This is a genomic window from Oerskovia sp. NPDC060287, from assembly GCF_042726775.1.
In the GTDB taxonomy this organism is placed as follows: domain Bacteria; phylum Actinomycetota; class Actinomycetes; order Actinomycetales; family Cellulomonadaceae; genus Oerskovia; species Oerskovia merdavium.
This window is the reverse complement of record NZ_JBHXBO010000052.1, coordinates 1-21,453: the sequence shown is the minus strand read 5'-3', so window position 1 is coordinate 21,453 and position 21,453 is coordinate 1. Positions and strand designations below refer to the sequence as shown.

The 21,453-nt window shown below is 69.6% G+C and carries 18 protein-coding genes; 11 read left to right on the top strand and 7 right to left on the bottom strand.

The features are described 5' to 3' along the window. Positions 1–11: 11 nt before the first annotated feature. Positions 12–887 (bottom strand): dTDP-4-dehydrorhamnose reductase, encoded by an 876-nt coding sequence (rfbD, locus tag ACFWFR_RS06910; RefSeq protein ID WP_377622026.1) that lies wholly within the window; start codon positions 885–887, stop codon positions 12–14. 450 nt (positions 888–1,337) lie between these two features. Between rfbD and ACFWFR_RS06905 the strand changes: the two genes are divergently transcribed. Further along, on the top strand, positions 1,338–1,955 hold the full coding sequence (locus ACFWFR_RS06905; RefSeq protein WP_377622024.1) for a dTDP-4-dehydrorhamnose 3,5-epimerase family protein: 618 nt from the start codon (positions 1,338–1,340) through the stop codon (positions 1,953–1,955). On the opposite strand, the gene ACFWFR_RS06900 is transcribed toward ACFWFR_RS06905, so the two are convergent. Beyond that, positions 1,936–3,066: a glycosyltransferase family 4 protein gene (locus tag ACFWFR_RS06900; RefSeq protein WP_377622023.1), complete on the bottom strand. Its 1,131-nt coding sequence runs from the start codon at positions 3,064–3,066 to the stop codon at positions 1,936–1,938. The two genes, ACFWFR_RS06905 and ACFWFR_RS06900, sit on opposite strands and share 20 nt — an antisense overlap. Positions 3,067–3,153: 87 nt before the next feature. Here ACFWFR_RS06900 and ACFWFR_RS06895 point away from each other — a divergent pair, with 87 nt between their 5' ends. From ACFWFR_RS06895 to ACFWFR_RS06875, 5 genes are read left to right on the top strand one after another with little or no spacing between them, the layout of a single operon-like run. Next, complete coding sequence (locus ACFWFR_RS06895) at positions 3,154–3,900, top strand: glycosyltransferase family 2 protein (RefSeq protein WP_377622021.1); 747 nt, start codon at positions 3,154–3,156, stop codon at positions 3,898–3,900. Further along, a complete protein-coding gene (locus ACFWFR_RS06890) occupies positions 3,897–4,328 on the top strand; it encodes a DUF2304 family protein (RefSeq protein ID WP_377622019.1) in 432 nt (143 codons plus the stop codon). Before ACFWFR_RS06895 ends, ACFWFR_RS06890 begins: the two co-directional genes overlap by 4 nt. Positions 4,329–4,353: 25 nt before the next feature. Then, a complete protein-coding gene (locus ACFWFR_RS06885; protein ID WP_377622017.1) occupies positions 4,354–5,598 on the top strand; it encodes a lipopolysaccharide biosynthesis protein in 1,245 nt (414 codons plus the stop codon). Then, positions 5,595–6,632 (top strand): glycosyltransferase family 2 protein, encoded by a 1,038-nt coding sequence (locus ACFWFR_RS06880; RefSeq protein WP_377622015.1) that lies wholly within the window; start codon positions 5,595–5,597, stop codon positions 6,630–6,632. The genes ACFWFR_RS06885 and ACFWFR_RS06880 overlap by 4 nt, the downstream gene beginning before the upstream one ends. Then, complete coding sequence (locus tag ACFWFR_RS06875; protein WP_377622014.1) at positions 6,629–8,287, top strand: DUF2142 domain-containing protein; 1,659 nt, start codon at positions 6,629–6,631, stop codon at positions 8,285–8,287. The genes ACFWFR_RS06880 and ACFWFR_RS06875 overlap by 4 nt, the downstream gene beginning before the upstream one ends. A gap of 52 nt (positions 8,288–8,339) precedes the next feature. Here the strand turns inward: ACFWFR_RS06875 and ACFWFR_RS06870 are convergent, their stop codons facing one another. Then, positions 8,340–10,220: a SpoIID/LytB domain-containing protein gene (locus ACFWFR_RS06870; RefSeq protein WP_377622012.1), complete on the bottom strand. Its 1,881-nt coding sequence runs from the start codon at positions 10,218–10,220 to the stop codon at positions 8,340–8,342. A gap of 243 nt (positions 10,221–10,463) precedes the next feature. Between ACFWFR_RS06870 and ACFWFR_RS06865 the strand changes: the two genes are divergently transcribed. Both ACFWFR_RS06865 and ACFWFR_RS06860 read left to right on the top strand, forming a co-directional pair. Further along, positions 10,464–12,071, top strand: a complete 1,608-nt coding sequence (locus ACFWFR_RS06865; protein ID WP_377622010.1) for a hypothetical protein — start codon at positions 10,464–10,466, stop codon at positions 12,069–12,071. A gap of 29 nt (positions 12,072–12,100) precedes the next feature. Continuing rightward, positions 12,101–12,811: a class I SAM-dependent methyltransferase gene (locus tag ACFWFR_RS06860; RefSeq protein WP_377622008.1), complete on the top strand. Its 711-nt coding sequence runs from the start codon at positions 12,101–12,103 to the stop codon at positions 12,809–12,811. On the opposite strand, the gene ACFWFR_RS06855 is transcribed toward ACFWFR_RS06860, so the two are convergent. From ACFWFR_RS06855 to ACFWFR_RS06840, 4 genes are all read right to left on the bottom strand, one after another. Beyond that, complete coding sequence (locus ACFWFR_RS06855; RefSeq protein ID WP_377622006.1) at positions 12,777–13,925, bottom strand: glycosyltransferase; 1,149 nt, start codon at positions 13,923–13,925, stop codon at positions 12,777–12,779. The genes ACFWFR_RS06860 and ACFWFR_RS06855 overlap by 35 nt on opposite strands. A gap of 88 nt (positions 13,926–14,013) precedes the next feature. After that, complete coding sequence (locus tag ACFWFR_RS06850) at positions 14,014–15,288, bottom strand: lipopolysaccharide biosynthesis protein (protein WP_377622004.1); 1,275 nt, start codon at positions 15,286–15,288, stop codon at positions 14,014–14,016. After that, entirely contained in the window at positions 15,285–16,175 is an 891-nt protein-coding gene (locus ACFWFR_RS06845; protein ID WP_377622002.1) for a decaprenyl-phosphate phosphoribosyltransferase, read from the bottom strand. The genes ACFWFR_RS06850 and ACFWFR_RS06845 overlap by 4 nt, the downstream gene beginning before the upstream one ends. Beyond that, entirely contained in the window at positions 16,172–16,678 is a 507-nt protein-coding gene (locus ACFWFR_RS06840; protein ID WP_377622000.1) for a phosphatase PAP2 family protein, read from the bottom strand. The genes ACFWFR_RS06845 and ACFWFR_RS06840 overlap by 4 nt, the downstream gene beginning before the upstream one ends. A 175-nt stretch (positions 16,679–16,853) precedes the next feature. On the opposite strand from ACFWFR_RS06840, the gene ACFWFR_RS06835 reads away from it, so the two are divergent. From ACFWFR_RS06835 to ACFWFR_RS06825, 3 genes are read left to right on the top strand one after another with little or no spacing between them, the layout of a single operon-like run. Continuing rightward, complete coding sequence (locus ACFWFR_RS06835) at positions 16,854–17,978, top strand: glycosyltransferase family 4 protein (RefSeq protein WP_377621998.1); 1,125 nt, start codon at positions 16,854–16,856, stop codon at positions 17,976–17,978. Then, positions 17,978–19,000 (top strand): glycosyltransferase family 2 protein, encoded by a 1,023-nt coding sequence (locus ACFWFR_RS06830; RefSeq protein WP_377622028.1) that lies wholly within the window; start codon positions 17,978–17,980, stop codon positions 18,998–19,000. Before ACFWFR_RS06835 ends, ACFWFR_RS06830 begins: the two co-directional genes overlap by 1 nt. 38 nt (positions 19,001–19,038) lie before the next feature. After that, positions 19,039–21,429, top strand: coding sequence for a glycosyltransferase (locus tag ACFWFR_RS06825; RefSeq protein WP_377621996.1), 2,391 nt, complete (start codon positions 19,039–19,041; stop codon positions 21,427–21,429). Positions 21,430–21,453 lie beyond the last annotated feature (24 nt).

Sequence of the window (21,453 nt, the reverse complement as noted above, 5' to 3'; positions counted from 1 at the left end):
GTCGTCAGCGGTCAGGCGAGCACAGTGCCTGCCGCCACCTTCCAGCGCTCGTCCCAGGGGCCGATCGGCTCGACACCTGCGCCGACGAGCGCATCGTGCCCCAGCACCGAGTACGCCGGGCGCGGAGCAGGACGGACGAAGGCGTCGCTGGTCGTGCGCTGCAGGTCGGGCGATGCACCGCTCGACGCGATGATCGCCTCGGTGAAACCGAACCAGGACGTCTGGCCCCTGGAGGTGCCGTGGTAGGTGCCGCTCGGAGCGTCGGCGTCGACCAGCCGGACGATCAGGTCGGCCAGGTCGACCGTCCACGTCGGCTGCCCCACCTGGTCGTCGACGACGGAGAGCGAGTCCCGCGCCGCAGCGAGCCCCGCCATGGTCTTGGGGAAGCATGCTCCGTTCGCCCCGTACAACCAGGCCGTACGGACGATCAGGTGGTCCGGGTTCTCGGCCCGCACGGCCCACTCCCCCGCCGCCTTCGTGCGGCCGTACGCCGAACGAGGTGCGATCGGAGCGTCCTCCGCGTAGGGAGCGTCCGCGTGCCCGTCGAACACGTAGTCGGTCGACACGTGGACGAGACGTGCTCGTGCCGCGGCGGTCGCCCGGGCGAGGTTCGCAGCCCCCACCGCGTTCACGGCGAACGCCTCGGCCTCACGCGTCTCGGCGTCGTCGACAGCGGTCCACGCAGCACAGTTGACGACGATGTCGAAGCCCTGCACGCCGGCGGTCACGGACGCCAGGTCGGTGACGTCGATCTCGGAGCGGTCGGCCGCCGTCGCGTCGACGCCGGTCGCGGCGAGCGTCGCCATCAGATCCTGGCCGAGCATCCCCCGGGCACCGACGACGAGCCAGCGCCGACCCCTCGAATGCTGCGTGACGCCGTCGGACAAGGGTCCTCCATCTCGCGGCCCGGAGGTCTCCGAGCGCGTGCTCCGTAGGTAAGATCTGCCCAGCAGGCGCCTGAGGCAGATGACAACCACAGGAGTCTACGGTCCGCCGGGCACCGGTCGGGCACCGGTCGGAGCCCGGCCTGACGGCACCACGCGTCCGAGAGGCCGTGGCCGCGGGTGTCGAGCGGACCGACGGACCGGGACCGCGGACTCACCGTTCGCCCACCCCACCATGGCGCCTCGCGCCGGCCGGGCGGACCGACGCGGACCGCTCGGCGCCGACGTCGGTCCTTGACGCGCCGCCGTCGTCCGCACGGCACCGCACGCTCCCCGTGCGGACGGGCAGGAACAGGTCGTGAGATGGTTCCTGTCGCAGGGCGAGGACGGACACTCACCTGGTAGTAGCAGTCGGCGTCCTGCGGGACGCCGGAACCTGACGAAGGAGCAAAGATGCAGTACCGAGAGCTCAGCGTGCCCGGTGCCTGGGAGATCACACCCCAGAAGTTCGGCGATCCCCGAGGCGTGTTCCTCGAGTGGTTCAAGGCGGACGCGTTCAGCGAGGCGCTGGGCCACCCCCTCGACCTGCAGCAGGCGAACTGCTCGGTCTCGGCAGCGGGTGTCCTCCGCGGCATCCACTTCGCCGACGTGCCCCCGGGGCAGGCCAAGTACGTGACGTGCGCCAAGGGAGCCGTCCTCGACGTGGTGGTCGACATCCGGGTCGGCTCGCCGACGTTCGGCCAGTGGGACTCCGTGCTGCTCGACGACGTGGACCGACGTGCGATCTACCTCGGCGAGGGCCTGGGGCACGCCTTCATGTCGCTCGAGGACGACTCGACCGTCCTCTACCTCTGCTCGACCGGATACTCGCCCGGCCGCGAGCACGGGATCCACCCCCTGGACCCCGAGGTGGGGATCGCATGGCCGACCGTCGGTCGTGACGGGGCAGCCCTCACGCCTCTGCTCTCCGACAAGGACCTCGCGGCGCCGTCGCTGAGAGAGGCCGCTGCGCAAGGACTGCTTCCCACTGCCACCGAGGTGGAGGACTACATCAGCTCCCTGCGCGGCTGATGGCGGCCTCGTAGGCTTCGACGTGGGTCTGCGCCGCTCGCTCCCAGGTGAACTCCTGTGCCCGGGCGGTCGCAGCCCGGCCGAGGCGGGCCCGCCGGTCGGGATCGTCGAGCAGCTCTCGGAGCGCGACCCCGATCTCGGTGTCGGCGGTCCCGCAGTAGGCGGCGGCGTCTCCACCGACCTCGGGCAGGGAGAGCTCACGCGTCGTGAGCACGCTGGCGCCGCACGCCATCGCCTCGAGGACCGGCAGCCCGAAGCCCTCACCCAGGCTGGGATAGGCGAGCACCGTCGCTCCACCCAGGAAGCCCGGCAGATCGTCGAGGGGAAGATACCCCGGCCGACGGACGGTGAGGTGCGCCGGCACCCTCGCCAGCTCGACGTCGATCGCGTCGTCCCACCCTCGACCGCCTGCGAGCACCAGCGCCGGGGGGGTGTCGAGCCCCGCGCAGGCCTGGACCCAACCACGGATCAGGGCGGGTACGTTCTTGCGGGGCTCGAGGGTCCCGAGGAATCCCACGTAGGGAAGATCACCGATCTCGAGCGTGCTCCGCACCCGCTCCTGCTCCAGGGTGCTCGTCACGTGGAACCTCGTGCGGTCGACTCCGTGATAGGCGACGAAGAACTTCTCCGGCCTCCCGCCCACGAGCCGGAGCACCTCGTCGCGCGTCGCCCGGGACGGGACCACGAGGGCGTCCGCCCGGCGGGAAGCCAACCGGATGGCGTTGCGGAAGAACACTGCCTTGGAACGCAGGTGGAGCTCGGGCGACGTGAAGAACGTCGCGTCGTGCAGTGTCACCACGACGGGCGCGCCGGCTGCCAGCGGCAAGGTGTAGTGCGGGCTGTGCACGACGTCGGGGCGCACCTTGCGGACCAGGGCCGGCAGCCCCGTCTGCTCCCATGCCATGCGGACCGCCCGCCGGTCGGCTGCGGCCGGAGCGGCGACCAGCTCTGCCTCCGGCGCGATCCGTGCGTAGGCGTCGAGGTCGCGCGGCTGGACCGCCATCGTCAGCTGGACCCCGGTGCGGATCAGCTCGGGCACCAGGTCGTCGACGTAGCGTCCGACACCGCCCCGGTCAGCGGGGACGGCAGTGGCATCGAGGAGAACTCGCATCAGGTCCAGAAGTCCTTCGTCCGTAGGTCGGCCCCCTGCCCGGAGCAGGTCGTTGCCGGGTCTCTGTCGCCGCTAGGATTGTCCGTCGTGACCCCTGACCACGACCCTGAGCGGCTGCTCATCATTCTGCCTGCTTGGAACGAGCAGGAAGCACTCCCCGGCGTGCTCGACGAGCTTCACAGCCTGCTCCCGACCGCCGACCTCCTCGTCGTGAACGACGGGTCGACCGATGCGACCGCACGAGTCGCGCGCCGCGGCTCGACCATGGTCCTGGACCTCCCCCTGAATCTCGGCGTCGGCGGTGCGATGCGGGCCGGCTACAAGTTCGCCCGGATACACGGGTACGACGTGGCGGTCCAGCTCGACGCCGACGGTCAGCACGACCCGGCCGACGTCCCGCAGCTGGTCCGGGCGATGCGCGAAGGAGAGGCCGACGTCGTGATCGGCGCCCGCTTCGCCGGAGAAGGAACCTACTCCGTCCGTGGCCCGCGGCGATGGGCGATGAAGCTCCTCTCCATCTCGCTCTCCAAGGTCGCCGGGACCAGGCTCACGGACACCACCTCCGGCTTCAAGGCGTCGAACCGACGGGCGATCGACCTCTTCTCTCGTGACTACCCGGCCGAGTACCTCGGGGACACGATCGAGTCCCTGGTCATCGCCGCACGGTCCGGTCTCACGATCCGGCAGGTCGGCGTCACCATGCGGCCACGAGCGGGCGGGACGCCCTCCCACAACCCTGCCAAGGCGGCGCTCTTCCTCGGACGAGCGGTGCTCGCACTCGCGATCGCGCTGTCTCGCCCCGTCGCACCTCTCGTAGAACTGGACGAACGATGAGCGGGTACTTCTTCGCCGTTGCCGCGTGCCTGGCGCTCGTGGCCCTCCTCCTCGTCCTCCTCCGTACCCGGAGGTTGCGGGAGAAGTACGCGGCGATCTGGCTCCTCGTGGCCCTCGGCGTCTGCATCTTCGGGGCGTTCCCCGGCGCGGTGGCCGCCGTGGCGGGAGCGGTCGGCGTGGAGACCCCCAGCAACCTGCTCTTCGCGTTGGCCCTGATCGTCCTGCTCCTCGTGTGCGTGCAGGTCAGCGTCGAGATCACCTCGCTCGAGGAAGAGACCCGGACCTTGGTCGAGGAAGTCGCGCTGCTCCGGTTCGACATCGACCGGATCACGCAGGCGACCGCGTCCTCGCCGACGGACGACGGGCGCAGGGCGCTTCCCTCCAGCGCTGCCCTCGCGGAGGAGATCGGCCCGCTTCGTGACGTCTAGCGGACCGACGAGTCGCGATCGGTCGATGCTCTGGGTCGCTGTCGGCCTCGGCGTCTTCGGTCTCTCCAACTTCGTCTTCCTGGCGCTCGCGGGCCGCGACCTGGGTCCGGCGACGTCGGCTGCGGTATCCGTCGCCTGGACCCTGCTCAACGCTCTCGGCATCGGCCTCTTCCAACCGCTCGAGCAGGAGACGGGTCGACGCCTGTCGGCCGCGCGAGCCACCGGAGGCACCGGCACGAACCTCCGGCTGATGGTGCGCTACGGGTTGTTCACCGTCGCCGTGATCGTCGTCGTCGGTGTCCTGGGCGCGCCGTGGATCGCCGATGCGCTCTTCGGGTCGGCCCGCCCGGTCGTCGCCGTCGTCGTCCTCGGGCTCGTGGGTCAGGCGCTCGCCTACTACGCCCGGGGCGTGCTCGCGGGTACCGACCGCTTCGACCGGTACGGCGAGCAGCTCGCGCTCGACGGCGCGCTCCGCATCGCCGCGGCCGGCGCGCTCTACCTCTCCGGAGCCGGGACGCAGCTGTCCTACGGGCTCGTGCTCGTCGTCGCCCCGGTCCTGGCGACCTTGTGCACCGTCCGACCGAGGACGTTGCTCGCGGTCGCGCGACGGACGGACGGCACAGCTCAGGCCACCGGGATGGCCTCGCTCGTCGCCGCATCCTCGACCGGACAGATCCTCGCGAACCTGGGCCCCCTCGCGATGGCGGTCATGGCGACCGCCTCCCAGCAGGGGCTCAGCGGTCGGTTCGTCGCTGCCGTGACGGTGGCGAGGATCCCGCTCTTCCTGTTCGCGGCCATCCAGGCTGTCTTCCTCCCCTCCCTCGCTGCACTCGTCGCACGTCGCGACGTCGCCGGATTCCGGGGTTCGGTCCGCAAGGCGATGCTCGCGAGCGCAGCCCTCGGCGTTCTCGGCGTGCTGGGGATCTCCGTCCTGGGCCACTGGGCGCTGTGGCTCATCTACGGAGCCGACTTCACCATCGGTACGGTCGCACTCGTGCTGATCGCCGTCTCAGGAGCCCTGTTCATGCTCGCTCAGGTGTTCGCCCAGGCTCTCCTGGCGCACCACTCCGAGCGGGCCGTCGCCGTCTGCTGGGGTGCCGGGATCGTTGCATCCGTCCTGGCGCTCCTCGCCCCCTTCGAGCTCTCCGTCACCGTCGCGTTCGCGCTGTGCGTCGGCTCGACGGTCTCGCTGGCGGCGCTCGGGCTCACCTATCGGAGCCAGGTCAACTCCTGGCGCACCTCGTCCTCGATCCCGGAGCCCACCCCGTGAGCGCACCTTCCCTGACCGTCATCATGCTCGCGTACGGACCGGAGGAGTACCTGGGCCAAGCCGTTGCTGCCGTGCTCGCCTCCCGTTCCGTGGACCTCGAGGTCGTCCTGGTCGACAACGGCTGCACGACGGACGCGGTCGAGAACCTGGCGCCCGACCCCCGTCTCAGCGTCCTCTCCCCAGGGACGAACCTCGGCTTCACAGGAGGCGTGAACCTCGCGGCCCGCGCGGTGCGCACCGCGTACCTGGCGCTCGTCAACAGCGACGCGATCGTCGAGCCGGACGCCCTCGCCGTCCTCGTCGAGCACGCTCGGGACGAATCGGTCGGGATCGCCGGGGCGACCATCCTGCTCGCCGACGACCAGTCGCTCGTGAACTCCGCCGGGAACCCCCTCCACGTGCTGGGCCTGAGCTGGGCCGGGGGGATGAACCGGCCGTCGACCGACTTCGAGACGGTCCGCGACGTCGCCGCTGCCAGCGGTGCCTGCCTCGTGATGCGCACCCGGCTGTGGAACGACCTCCAGGGCTTCCCCGAGGAGTACTTCGCGTACTTCGAGGACATGGAGCTGTCCTGGCGGTGCTGGCAACGAGGGCTCAAGGTCCAGGTCCATCCCCGGGCACGGGCCGCGCACCACTACGAGTTCTCGCGGAGCCCCCTCAAGATGTACCTGATCGAGCGGAACCGATGGCTCTTCCTCCTCACCTGCCACGAACGGCGCACGCTGGGCTGGCTCGCTCTGCCGCTCCTAGGCTTCGAGCTCGCCCTCGGCCTCGTCGCGCTCGTCCAGGGATGGGGGCGGCAGAAGCTCGCAGGCTGGCGCTGGGTGCTCACGCACCGGCGCTGGATCAAGCAGCGTCGTGTCTTCGTGCAGTCCACCAGGACCGTTCGTGACTCCGATCTCTTCCCGCTCGTCACCGACACGTTCGACCCCGCCCAGACTCCGCTCCCACCAGCCGCCGCGCCGCTCGAGACGGTCCTGCGGTCGTACTGGCGGCTGGCCAGCCGTTCGATGACGAGGAAGGACAACCGATGACCACGGCCCTGTCGACCCAGGCGAGCACGCCTGCCCCGACCCCACGATGGATCGTCAAGGTTGCGACCTCCTCGAGGACCAGCGCTCGCCGGGCCTTCTGGCTGTCGTTCGTCGCCTTCTTCGCGGTCAGCGGGCTGTGGGCGCTCAGCAACCCGCTGATGGCCTCTGTCGACGAGCCTGCTCACACGATCAAGGCTGCGGCGACGGTGCTCGGCGCTCCCGACACCAGCGCGGACGGTTCGACCACGGGCATCGGCACGGTCGAGGTTCCCCGGTTGTACTCCCAGCTCGCGCTCTACCCGAACTGCTTCGCCTTCAAGAGCGACACGACGGCAGCGTGCCAGCCCGACCTCTCCGGAGACCTCGAGTCGCTGACGCCGACGGTCACGTCGGCGATCAACTACAACCCCTTGTACTACGCAGCCGTCGGCCTCCCTGCCCTGCTGCCCGGAGGGGGGGAGCACACCGTCTACCTCATGCGCCTCGTCAACGCGCTCCTCGCGTCCGCAGTGCTCGCGCTGGCGGTACGCACGGTCGCCGAGATGCCGCGCCGACGCTGGCTCGCGCTGGGCGTCCTCCTTCCGCTCACGCCGACCTTCGTGAACCTCACCGGATCCGTCAACCCTCAGTCGATCGAGGTGACCGGCGCTCTGCTCCTGTGGGTCGCGCTGCTCGCGGCTCTCCGGGCGCCGGACCCCGGGCTCCTGGACCGCAGGATGTTCCGCATGGTCCTCGGCGCGCTGCTGGTGTCGAACTCCCGTGGCCTCGGGCCGCTGTTCGTGGTGCTCATCGTGCTGGTCGCGCTGGCCGCTTCCCGGTGGTCCGACGTGGTGGCGCTCGTGCGCAACCGGCGCTCCTGGTGGGCGATCGCCTTGAGCATCCTGGCCTGTGCGGTCGCGACGGCATGGATCCTCGGCGCAGACGCGCTCCCCGTCGGTCCTGGCACGGGCATCCCGTTCAACGACGCCGTCTACTTCACCCTCGGGAACACGAGCGCCTACCTCCAGCAGCTGATCTCGGCGCTCGGGTGGCTCGACGTCGGAGTCCCCATCTGGCTCTACATGATGATGATGAGCCTCGTCGCTCTCGTCGTTCTTCTCGGCTGGTCGATGGGCTCGAGGAGGGACCGGCTCGTCGTCCTGGGCACGGCCGTCCTCGTCTTCGTCATCCCGGTCGCGATCCAGGCCGTCCAGGCGGCATCGATCGGCTACTTCTGGCAGGGTCGCTACATCTTTCCGCTGGCGATCGGGCTCGTCGTCCTTGCCTGCTTCGCCGTCCGGCACCGTGCCGAGGCCCTCCCCGGATGGCTCAGCGTGAACCTGATCACGACGACCGCCTCACTCTTCGCGATCGGCAACGTGGTGGCCTTCGGCATCAACCTGCACCGCTACGTGAACGGCGCTGACGGCGGTTGGTTCAGCACCGACGCGAACAGCTGGGTCCCGTTGCTGCCGCCGCTCGTCCTGGTGCTCCTCTACGCCATGGCCTGGGCATTTCTCACCGCCGTCGTCCTCCGGTCGACGAACTTCCCGCCCGAGGTCGCCGAGGCCTCTGCGTCCGGCGACGAGCACGCCCCGGCTCTCGGCAGCGAAGAAGGTGCGGACCATGTCGGCGACGACCACTCACCTGTGCCCCCTCTGACCACGGCCCTCTGAGCCAGGCCTCTCTCCGTTCTGCCCCTGCGCGCCGTCCGGCCGGGGTCCTCGGCTAGCGCGTCTGAGCGCGTCCGAAGTACTCTGCCGAGCGGCCGATCTCGATCGGGAGGACGAAGTCCCCAGGCCCCCACATCATCGGTTTGTACGACGCGATCCCGGCGGGATCCGCGGGGCGCCCGAGCATCGTGAGGTAGTAGCCGTTCAACCGGTAGAGCGCGCCCTCGTCGGAGAGCACGATCCCGCGCACCACCGCGTGGCGACCCGAGGACCGGGCATAGGCCGCCCACGCCGTCTGCTCGCCCGGAGCCGCCGGCCTGCCGAGGGTGCGCCGGTAGACCTCGTCGACCCACGTCTCGACGCTGCCTCGCCCCAGCGTCGAGAACCCCTCTTCGCTCGCGTAGACCTGGACCTGGAGCTCGGGTACGGTCATGCCGTTCTGGAGGGCGGAGACCCAGGTCTGCGTGCCGACAGGGTCAGGCACCCTGCCGAGCGCGACCTGGTACTGCTGCTGGACGAACGTCCAGTAGCGCTCGTGGGAACGGACGATGCCCGCCGCGACAGGTCCGGGGTCACCCGATGCCATGACGGCACCCGTCCAGGTCGACAGGCCGCCCGGGTCCGGAGCGCGGCCCAGGATGTCCGCGTAGAGAGCATTGACGAGCGCCGTCGCCTGCTGGGCACTGACACCCCCGATCGAGAACCAGTCGCTCTTGAGACCGAGCGCGACACGTACCTGGTTCCCCGTGAACGAGTGCTGGCGTCCGTCGGTGCCCTGGACCGCCACTGAGAGCACCCGACCGCCCTCCGCCCCCAAGCCGTTCCGTCGTACGACCGCGATCGAGGCGACGGGTCCCGTGCCGAGCGCAGTCCCGACAGCAGACTGGGTGAACGACACGGACCAGTTCCGGTTCGGGTTCGCTGCGGTCGCGTCACCTGCGTCGGGGACGGCGGGAAAGGCACCTCCTGCCGTGTATCCCCCTGTCGACGAGCTGAACTCCGTCCGCGCGACGCCACCCGTCGGAGTGCGCATGACCTGTCCGGTCGTCGCGACCACCGCGTCGTTGGTCGTCGACTGCTCGACGCTCCGGACCGCCACCCCGTCCACGGCGACCGAAGCACCCTGATAGACCTGGCAGCTCGTCGTGTCGCAGGTCGTCGCTCCGGACGGGCGCGGCGCCGAGGACAGCGCGTAGCTGCGCGCAGCGACGGTCTGGGCCTTGAGCGCCTCCATACCCCGTCCACCCCCTGCGTTTCCCCAGGACGCCGGCGACTCGCTGGGCACGACGCTCCGGAGGTAGTCGTCGACGCCCAGGTGATTCACCGTGACCTGAGCCCCTGCGCTCGAGACCACCTGGATCACCCCCCGATAGGCGGTCGTCCGTCCTGCCTCGCAGAGCGAGAGAAGATCGCTCGCAGAGGTCGGGGCGGCCGCAGTGCTCACCACCACTCCCGTGGGCACCCCCGAGCTCCACGGCGTCCACGGTCCCCCGCAACCTGGGCCGACGAACACCTGGAACGCCCCCGTGGCCGCGTCCCGTCGGACGAGTGCCGCGCCGCTCCCCGTCGGCTGGTCGTTCACGCGGAGCCCCGGCCCCTTGACGACCGTGTCACGACCGGTCAGTCGCGTGATCTCCACCCCCAGCCAGGGGTTTCCGACGTCGGCACGCAGCGTCGTGCCTCCGTAGAAGTGGGAGAGGATCTGGCCGTAGCCCCATCCGTGGTCCACCGCATAGCCGTAGGCGCCGTACTGGCCCATGCCACGGCCGTGCCCCCATCCGTGGCCCGAGAAGGAGAACGTCGCCTCTGCGGCCCGTGCGCTCTGCGGGATGCCGCCTGCGACGAGCAGAGCGAGGGCAACAGGGACGACGAGGAGCTTGCGCAACGAGCGGCTTGTCCACGGTCGGCGAGCAGCCGTCGGCGAGAAGGTGGCCATGCGGGCATTCTCCGGTACCCGACCGGTCCGAGCACCTCGAGAATCCCCGGTATCCTTGCCCGCGACATGCAGACCGCCGCAGAACAAGGGGAACCGATGGCTGGAACGACCGTCAGCACGGCTGAGACGACCAGCCCGACGGGTCCGGACGATCCCGCTGGCTCGACGCCTTCACGACGGTCTCGGGTCTCACGGCGGCTTCGGTCAGTCGTTCGTCGAGACAGCCACCTGTGGCCGGTCATCGTGCTCGCGGTCTGGACCGTCGCCGTGTGGGCGCGGCCGGTCCTGTCGAACTACTCCCGCCTTCGCCTGTCGAACCCTGGCGACTCCGAGTCGTTCGCCTTCTACCTCTCCTGGAACATCCACGCCCTGACGCGCCTCGAGAACCCGTTCTTCGCACCGGTGCTGTACGCGCCCGACGGCCTGGACCTGGGCAACGCGATCTCGGTCCCCTCTGTCTCCCTGCTCGTGGCACCGGTGACCGCGGCGTTCGGAGGGACGGCCGGGTACAACACCGCACTGCTCCTGGCCTTCGCCCTCGCCGGCATCGCCGTGTATCTGCTCGCTCGCGAGCTCTTCGGATCCGTGGTCGGCGCGACCATCGCGGGGGCGCTCGTCATCGTCAGTCCGTACATGACCGGCCATGCACTGAGCCACCTCAACCTGGTGTGGGTCGCGGGCCTCCCCTTCCTCGCCTACCTGGTCGTCCGCCGTGTCCGGGGCCGACTCGGCCGGGCCTGGCTCGTGATCCTCGTCGCGCTGACCATCGCCTTCACGCTCGGCGCCTCGACAGAACTCTTCGTCACTCAATCCGTCTTCGCCGTGATCGGCCTGACGCTCGCGGCCCTCTTCGCCACGAGCGAGGTCCGACGCAAGATCGTGCGCACAGTCCCCTTGCTCGCTGCGGGCGTGGCGCTCGGCTGCCTGCTGGGCATCCCCGTGATCGTTGCGGCGTTCGGTGCCGGAATCCCCGAGACTGCGGCCAACGCCCCCTCGTTGTACTCCACCGAGCTCACCAACATCGTGGCCCCCACACCCCAGATCCTGCTCGGGGACAGCTTCTTCGCGACCCTGCGCGCGACGTGGCTCGGGAACGATGCCGAGAACACGGCGTACGTCCCGTTCACCCTCCTGGCCCTGACGGTCGCGGTGCTCGCCGGCCGACGAACCAAGCTCGTGACGGGCATCCTGGTCTTCGCGGCCGTCGCGCTCGTCCTGAGCTTCGGCCCGTACCTGACGATCGCCGGGAACCACACGGTTCCGATGCCCTGGTGGGTCACGGGCTCGATCCCCGGACTGGACCACGCGCTCCCCGCGAGGTTCACCGCGTTCTCCTTCATGGCACTGGCCCTGATCGCCGCCTACGCATGGGCGCAGCGCCCCGTCCCCCGGTGGTTCACGGGTGGGGCGGTCGGGCTGACCCTGGTGCTCCTGCTCCCGAACCTCCCAGCGATGGCGTTCCCCACGAACGCCTCGGTGCCAGAGTTCGTGACGGACGGGTCTCTGTCCGAGACCCTCGACCCCGGTGAGAACGTCCTCGTCCTTCCGGCCGGCCAGTGGGGTCCCGGCATGCGGTGGCAGGACGAGCTCGACTTCGCGTTCGACATGCCTACCGGGAACGGCGGCGGTGCGAACATCCCGGAGGCTCTCCTTGACCCGACGGGGAGCGCCCTCTTCTTCCGCGTCCTGGACTACGACTGGGAGACCCACCTCCTCCCCTACCTCGAGGGCGTCGACGTCGACACGGTGATCGTCGACGGGCAGTCTCCCGAGTGGAAGGCCGTCATGGACCAGGTCCTCCCGGGCCAGGGTGTCGAGGAAGGCGGGGTCTGGGTCTACGCGCTACCCTGAGCGACATCACTCCAACGTCGGGGGAACGGATGCCGCTCGGACAGGCCGAGTATGACGAGGCCTACTACGCCGCCAACGGACAGGGCGGCGATCGACCAGCTCTGCGCTACTACGCCCGGCTCGTGTCCCGATACCTGGAACCGACCAGGGTCCTCGACGTGGGGTGCGGCACCGGGCACCTCCTCGCGAGGCTCTCCCGGAGCAGGCCGGCGGACGGATTCGAGATCTCGGCGTACTCCGCCGAGGTCGCACGCAGCACGTCGCCCGGGTCGCAGGTCTTCGTCTCGGCGAGCAGCCTTCCCGCGGCCACGTACGACGCGATCACCGCGGTCCACGTCTTCGAGCACATCCCCGACGAAGCCCTGGTCCAGCTCCTGCAGGAGCTGCGGCGAGCCTCCACCCCGTCCGCCCGCATCCTGATGGTCGTCCCGGACCCTGCCGGCCGCGCAGCGGCGCTCCACGGAGAGAAGTGGAACGGCTGGACGGACCCCACCCATGTCAATCTCAAGTCGCACGACGAGTGGCGGGCCTTCCTCGAGCTGAACGGGCTCACGGTCCGCGACGAGGGATCCGACGGCCTGTGGAACTTCCCCTATTCGGCGCTCCCGGTACCGCTGGACGCCGTTCGGCACGGCCTGCCGATGGCGGTCCAGTACCTCAGCGGACGGATGATCCTCAAACCGGGCGTCGGTGAGTCCTCGTTCTTCATCCTCGGGTGGGCTGAACCTGCCGCTCGATGAGACGGGTGAACAGTGCAGCGTGACGATCGACGACGCTCGCCGCCTCATAGAGCTCGCGGGCGGCAAGGGCGCCCTGCTCGGCGTCCAGGTCAGCCGTCTCGAGCTCGGTCAGCGCCGCTGCGATCCCCTCGACGTCACGGGGCTTGACGATCCTGCCGAAACCGGTGAGCCGGACAGGCATGCGGACACCGGGAAGGTCGCTGGCCATGACCGGGACCCCGACCATCATCGCCTCGACCTGCACCAGGCCGAACGCCTCGAGCGCGTTCACCGAAGGGAGCGCGAAGACGTCGAGCGACGCGTAGAAGTCCGGAAGCTCCTCGTCAGCGACGAAGCCGAGCATCGTCACACGAGGGTCGTCCCCGATCGCACCGCGAACCTTCTCGACGACGCTCCCCCCGGCGATCTTCGCGAAGTCGCCACCGATGAGCAGGCGGGCGTCCGGGCCGAGCTTCCTGAAACCTTCGACCAGGTACTCCAGGCCCTTCTCCTCCACGATCCGGCCGAGGAAGCCGACGTGGAGGCCTTCTCCGTCCCGGAACTTCGGGAGCCCTCCCGAACGGTCGACAGCAGGGGCAGGCAGCGACTCGGTCTTTCCGCTCATGACGCGTGCGAGCCGGCTGGACCGCGCATAGTCCTCGCTCGTGACGGCGACGACCGATGCTCGACGCATCGCGACCGCGTGCGACCTGTCGAGGCACCACGTCTGGAAGGCGTTGAACGCCCCAGAGGGCAGGGTGACGTCGCACTGATAGGTCGCGACGATCGGTACACCGCGCACCCCCAGCGCGATCGCGCCCGCCTCGAGCATCGGGAGGTGGAGGTGGAGGAGCTTCGCGCGACGCGCCCACCTGATGACGGTCGGCACGAACGACGGGCTGACGATTCCCTTGCCGATCCGTGCGACGACCCGGGTGCGGATCACGTCCACGCCGTTGATCCGTTCGCGGGAAGGCGAGGCCGGGTCGTGGTGCCCAGCCACGACGAGCACACGAAAGCCTCGTTCGACGAGCCCCTCGGCCGTGACCCGCGCGGCCTCGGTCACCCCGGAGACGTAGGGGGTGTAGTAGTTCAGGGCGACCACCACGTCGTACTCGGTCTCTGCTGCCTGCATCAGTTGCTCCGATCGTCGAAGGGGAGTGCGTCGCTCGGCGACGTTCGAGAATCCGGTGTCCGAGACCGGGATGAGGTCTTCTGCTGTCTCAACGGGGGTCCAAGCGCCGGATCCTACCAATCACACCGGGGACGAGGAGCGATGCCGCTATCAACGACCCGACGAGCAGCGGAAGGGTGCTCCGCAGCACGAGGTCGTCGAGCACCAGCACGATCACGGCGGCGACGACGAGCCCGACGAGCCAGGCGACGGCGAGGCGACGGTGCGCGCCGAGCGCGACGGCCACGTCGTTCGACACCGAGGCGACGAGGTACGCACCGATCCCGGCAGCCACGAGCACGCCGCTGGTCCAGCTGACGTCGTAGTCCGCACCGAAGACGAGCGCCACGACCTGGGGCCCGGCCACCGCAGCGGCAAGGACGGTGAGGAGCGCCAGCGCACCGACCACGAGTCCGATCAGCCGGACGAGACCCACGACGGCCTTGTAGTCCTTGGCCCGAGCGCTCGAAGCGATGCGCGAGACGTAGGTCGCCTGGGCGGCCTGGGTCACGAAGACGGGCAGCCGGGCGAGCGTGATGACCGCGAGCAGCTCTCCCGCCGCGGCAGCCCCCTCCCCCGGGCCAGTCAGACCAGCGACGATGACACCGCTGTTGAGCAGGACCTGCATGCTCAGCATCGCCACGACGAGTCGAGAGACCTCGGGCCACAGCGCAGGTCGGACGAGCATCTCCACGTCGCGAGGGCGGACGTCGGTCGCTCGTGATCGCCAGAGGATGAGGATGCCGACGACGCCGCAGACCAACGACGAGATCGCCACCGCCGCGGCGTAGGCCCAGACTGCCGTCACGCCCGTCAGCCACAGCACGACCACCATGCCTGCGCGCAGGACGGCGTCGACGACGATGACGACGCTGTACCCGCGCAGCCGGTGCTCGGCAGCGAGCGTCCCGCGAGCGGGGAACTGCAGCACGAAGCCGAGCGCCGCCGTCGCGAAAGCGACGGTCAGCGCCACGACGCCCGAAGCGCCGAGCCGCTCGCCCTGTGCGATCCAGAGGGCGCAGCAGAGGACGGTCGCGATCAGACCGAACGACGACGAGAGCCGAACTCCACGTCTGAGCAGCGACCCCTCGCCGGCTCCCGCTCCACGCCTCGCGAGCACCTGCTCCACCGGAAGGAAGGCGCCCAGCGAGACGACGACGATCGCTGACCAGAAGAGCGAGAACTCACCGTAGCCCGACGGGCCGAGCGCTCTCGCGGTCACGACGAGCAGCACGTACGTGGCGACTCCTGCGAGCGCGGCACCGCAGGCCACCCAGATCGGCGACGTGCTGCCGGGCAGGCGCCTGCCCATCACCCTGCTCACCCGATCACTGCGCTCGCGGTGAACGTCAGGAGCCAGAGAAGTCCCAGGACCTGGAGCGTCCGGTCCCCCAGGACGATCGACTCAGGCTCGCCGGCGCCACCCCGATCGATGTCGACGGCGTATCGCAGCAGCGCGACGACGAAGGGCACGATCGAGAGCTGGGGAAGGAGCATGGAGCTCCGGTCGAGGCTGAACGCCCAGAGGCAGTAGAACGTGATCGTCGCCGCGGCGGCCACACCCCAGACGAAGCGGAGGTAGCTCGCCGAGTACAGCTCGAGGCTTCGCCGCGTCGAGCTCTTGCCCTCGCCGACCAGATGGACCTCGGAGTAGCGCTTTCCGGCGACCATGAACAACGAACCGAACGAGGCGACCAGGAGGAACCACGGGGACAACGGGACCGCAGCAGCGACCCCACCCGCGATCGCGCGCAGCAAGAACCCTGACGAGACGACCGCGAGGTCCAGCACGGCCTGGTGCTTGAGATACACGCAGTAGGCCAGCTGCAGGACGATGTAGACCGACAGGACGATCGCGAGCGACCCGTACCCCATCGCGGCTGCGCCACCGACCGAGAGGACGACGAGCAGCGCCGCCGAGACGATCGCGGCTCGGACGGAGACGGCGCCGGAGGCGATCGGCCGGTTGCGCTTGACCGGGTGCTGCCGGTCCGACTCGCGGTCGAGGACGTCGTTGACGAAGTAGACGGCCGACGAAGCGAGACAGAAGGTCACGAACGCCACGGCGACCGCGGCGAGGTGCGCAGGTTCGGCAAGGGTACCGGCGGCCAACGGGCCGGCAGCGACCAGGACGTTCTTGACCCACTGCCTGGGCCGCCCCGCCTTGACCAGAGACATGAAGCGCCCGGTGCGCCGGAGGTCGTCGCTCATCGCCGAGCCGACCTGACGAGGCGACGGACCAGCCGGGAGCTGACGACCCCGAGCACTGCCCCGGCCAGCACGTCCGTGGGGTAGTGCACCCCGAGGAGTACGCGAGACCCCGCCATGGTGCCGATCATGCCCGCAGCGACCGGCACGCCCACCAACGGCACGAGGGCGACAGCAGCACCGGCGGTCGACGCGGAGTGAGCGCTCGGGAAGCTGAGGTCCGACGGGGTCGGGACGAGCACCTCGACGCTCTCGTGGTGCGGGCGCTTGCGGCGCACGACCCGCTTGAGGACGACTGCGGCGGCATGGCCCGCCACCGCACCGGCGGCCACGTCGATCCACACGTCGCGACGGCGCCTGTCGACACAAGCACCCAGCACACCGAGTGCGACCCACCCGCCGGCATGTTCTCCCCACAGCGAGTACCCGCGCGCGATCGCCGGTAGAGGTGGGCGATTTGCAAGGTCCTGCCAACGCCGCATGGCGTCGATCTCAAAGGTGCTCATTGAGTGGTTGTGCTCCACTTGTCGGCGTTCAGCGCGGGCTGCACGACTCTACACGGGAGCACACTCCTCGAGAGCAGCGACTAAGGGTCGGGCAGACCTGTCCCAGGACGGCCGGCACGCGGCCTGGTTCTTGCCGCGAGAACGCTGGTCGGCGCAGAGCAACTACTCTGTCCGGGTGAACGAACACGCCCCCCGCATCCATCTCACGATGACGGTCGAGCAGCTATGGCAGGACGTGCCCGGCGGGTCAGGCACCTACATCAAGGAGCTGGCCGCCCAGCTCGTGACGCGCCCTGACGTGGTGCCTTCCGGGGTCCGGGCTCGCGGCGACGCAGGAGACCACCGGGGGCTGCCTACCGACCTTCCTGTCCTGACGTCCCGCCTCCCGCGGATCGCCCTCTACGAGAGCTGGTCGAGGTTCCGGCGTCCGGCCGTACCTTCCCACGGTCAGGTCGACGTCATCCACGCGACCACGTGGGCGATCCCCCCACGGTCCGCTCCGCTGGTCGTGACCGTCCACGACCTGGCATTCGTCCGCAATCCTCAGCACTTCACCCCTCGAGGGGTCCGCTTCTTCGAGCGCGCCCTGGAGATCACGCGCAAGGAAGCCGACGTCGTCGTCGTGCCGTCCCGCGCGACGATGCGCGACTGTGTGGACGCAGGTATCGACGAGGACAGGGTTCGCGTGGTCCCCCACGGCACGTCCGCCGCCCTGGTGACGGACTCGGCGGTCGCCGACTTCAGGCGACGCCACGGCCTCGAGCGTGGCTTCGTCCTGTGGTGCGGCACGCTCGAACCCCGGAAGAACGTGGGGAGCCTGCTGGCGGCGTTCGGCACGATCGCACGGGACCTCGATCTCGACCTCGTGCTCGTGGGCCCGGTCGGCTGGGGCAGCACCTCCGACGAGGTGCGCGAGGCGCTGGCAAGCCTGCCAGAGAGCAGGGTCCACGTCCTCGGGCACATCTCGGACCACGACCTGCAGGTCGCCTACTCCGCAGCGAGAGTCTTCTGCTTCCCGTCGCTGTGGGAAGGTTTCGGCATGCCGGTGCTCGAGGCCCAGGCCCACGGGACGCCGGTCGTCACGTCTGCCGACACGTCCATGGCGGAGGTCGTCGGCGACGGTGCAGTCCTCGTCGACCCGCTGGACGTCGCAGCCCTGGCTGATGCCCTGGCGCTGGCATCCGGTCCCCGTCATGACGAGCTCTCGGCAGCAGCTCTGCGCAACGCGCGCACATACACCTGGGAGAAGGCCGCGGACCTGACCGTCCGCGCGTACCAGGACGCGACGGAGGCCGCGTGATGCGCCCTCCCGTCGTCCGGGCCGTCGTGGTCAACTGGAACGGGGCCCACCTCCTCGACGAGTGCCTCAAGTCCCTGCAGGACCAGGACCTCGCACCGGGTGCCCTCGAGATCGTCGTGGTCGACAACGCGTCGAGCGACGGTTCGGTCGCGCTCCTGGACGAGCGCTATCCCGACGTCCGCGTCGTGAGGAACGCCCAGAACCTGGGGTTCGCGGGGGGCGTCGACGCGGGACTCGACGACCTGACCGCTCCGTACGTCGCGCTCCTGAACAACGACGCGACCCTGGCTCCAGACGCCCTGCGCGTCATGGTCGAGGTCCTGGACGCTCCGGAGAACAAGGACGTAGCGGCGGTGACGGCCCACATCGTGCTCACCGAGCACGATGCTCTGGGCCGCACGCTGATCAACTCGACAGGGAACGTGCTCTCACGAGCAGGCAGCGCTGGTGACAGGGACTGGCTGTCGGTCGACGGTGCGGTCGAGCCCACCCCGGAGGTGTTCGGCTTCTGCGGCGGAGCAGCCGTGCTCCGCACCTCGGCCCTGGCCGACACCGGAACCTTCGACGCGCGACTGTTCCTCTACTACGAGGACACCGATCTCTCGTGGCGCTTCCGGGCCCGAGGATGGCGAGTCCTGTACGAACGGCGGGCCGTGGCCCGTCACCAGCACTCCGCGAGCTCGGACTCGACGAGCCCGCTCTTCAGGTACTACAACACCCGAAACTCGCTCGTCGTCTTCGCTCGCCACGCACCCTGGGGCGTCGTCGTCACGTCGTTCGTACGGCAGCTGGCGGGCGCCACACGGCACACGCTCCTACGTCGTGAGGCCCCTGGAGTCGTCAAGGCACGGTGGAGGGCGCTGCGCGACTTCCTCGGCTTCCTCCCGAAGGTCCTGGCCGACCGGCGGAAGGCCTGGCACGGATCGCGCGTCAGTCGGCGCTCGGTCTTCGCGCTGGGAGTGGCCGACGCGCCTCACCCCGAATACCTCGGGCGATCGGAACCGACCACCGGCGCAAGATAGGCTCACCTCCTCTTTCCTCTGCACACCGTGGAGCATGCGTGCACATCGCGATCGTCGTCACCGCCGAGCTGGTCATCGCAGCCCGTGCCACCGTCCGTTCTGTCCGGAGGGCCGTGCCCACCGCCGTCCCCGTGGTGCTGGACGTCGACAAGACCTACACAGCGGTCGGAGATGAGGAGGTCCTCCATCTCGAGGACCTCGAGCTGGACGCCGACGAGCTGGATCGCGCGGCGATCCTGCTCGACCCGGAGCAGCTGACGCGACTGCTGCAGGTGCATCTTGCCTCCCGCTTGCTGAGGCGGGGATCCTCGGTGGTGATCACGAGCCCCGGCATCGTCTACCTCCTCTCGCCCGAGAGGGTTCTCGACGCGGCGGGAGAGGATGGCGTGTGCCTGGTCGCCAGGACCTCGGCCCTTCCTGATGACGGGAACCGTCCCGACATCGCGGCGCTCACCGAGCAGGGAACCTACTCCACGGATCTCATCGGCTTGACTCCTGCGGCGTCCACGCGGACGGACGTGTGGGTCGAGGTCGCGAGCGACTGGACCACCGGTTCGAGCTGGCTCGACCTCGTCGCGGGGCTGATCCCCCATCAGACGCTCCGCGACGACTCCGTGCTGGTCTCCCGATGGAACACCGGCGCGGCGGACGTCATCGCTGACGACGACGGCAGGCTGTCTCGCGACGGCTCGGCGATCGTCGCGGTCGACCTGGCAGGGCTGGAGCCGTCCCGACCGTGGGTCTTCGACACACGGGACGACGTGAAGGTTCGCACGCTGCTCAGCCAGCACCCCGCCCTCGCCGAGCTCGTCGCGCGCGAAGCCGACGAACGACTCACCGACCCCGTCGCGTCGACCGACACACCTGTGGGCGCCCTGCGGGAGACGGCGAACGGCATCAGGGTGCACGAGGAGCTACGAGCTCTCTTTCGGGACCACGCCAAGGACGTCGTACGCCCACCCGACCCTTTCGACCCCGACGCGACCACGGAGCTCATGGAGTGGTTGCTCGAACCGGTACCTGCCGGCCATGCTGCCCCGGTGGCGCGCTACCTCGCCTCGATCTACGAGCACCGCGACGATCTTCGCGCCGCCTTCCCCCTCGTGCCTGGACGTCATACCGAGTCGCTCCTCGACTGGGCGGCACAGCACGGCAGGAACGAGGACCGCTATGCCGCGGTGCTCGTCGACCAGGCCGTGAGCGCGTCCCGCCGCGCGTCGACCGAGACCAGGACGACCGTGAGCGACGATCCTCGCAGAGGGGTCAACGTCGTGGGCTACCTCAGCGGTGAGCTGGGCGTCGGCGAGTCCGCTCGCCTGATGGCCGACGCGCTCTCCGCAGCGCGGGTTCCCTACGTGACGATCCCCGTCGTCAACCATCTTCAGAGCCGGACCGGTGCGACGTACCGCGCCTCGACGTCCACCGAGATCATGGGGACGACCCTCCTGTGCGTCAATGCTGATCAGACCCCGGAGATCGTCGCCGCGCTGGGTGACCTCGCCGAGAAGACCTACCGGATCGGCATGTGGTACTGGGAGGTCGAGGAGTTTCCTGCCTCTCAGCACGCGGCCTTCTCCGCGGTCGACGAGGTGTGGGTAGCCACGGACTTCATCCGTGACGCGATCTCGGCCCACGCCCCCGTGCCGGTGCTGACGATCCCCCCGCCGCTGCCTCAGCGCGGGGCCCGCAGCGACGGGTCCGGACACCGGCTGGGACTGCCCGAAGGTCGGCCCGTCTTCCTGTTCGCCTTCGACTACCTCAGCACCGCGGAGCGCAAGAACCCTTGGGGGGCCGTGGCGGCGTTCCGCATGGCCTTCGAGCGTGACGAGGGTCCGATCCTCGTGATCAAGTCGATCAACGGCGATCGGCGCCAGCAGGACGCCGAACGGCTGCGGCTCCTCGTCGCCGACGAACCCGACGTCTTCCTTCTCGAGGACTATCTCAGCGCCGACGATCGCGACGCACTGGTCGCCTCGTGCGCGTGCTACGTGTCGTTGCACCGGGCTGAGGGACTCGGCCTGACGCTCGCCGAGGCCATGGCCTGGGGCAAGCCGGTCATCGCGACCGCCTACTCCGGGAACATGCAGTTCATGACGGACGAGAACTCCTTCCTCGTCCCGTGGACCCCCGTCCCCATCCCCGCCGGGAACGATCCCTATCCGGCCGGGAGCGTCTGGGCCGATCCCGATCTCGCGGTCGCCGCGCGACACATGCGGACCGTCGTAGAATCTCCGTCGATCGCCGCCGCGAAGGGCGAGGCAGCTGCTCGGGACGTGGCACGCAAGCACTCGCCCGCCGTCGCTGCACGACTCATCGTCCAGCGGTTGGCAGAGCTCTCCTCCGACGCCGCTGCGGGCTCGCGCAGACCTCGGGCGGACAACGCCTGGCGCCAGGTCAAGCAGCGTCTCCCATTGATCCGCAGGCGCTGAGCCTGCCCGGGGCGGACCTGCACC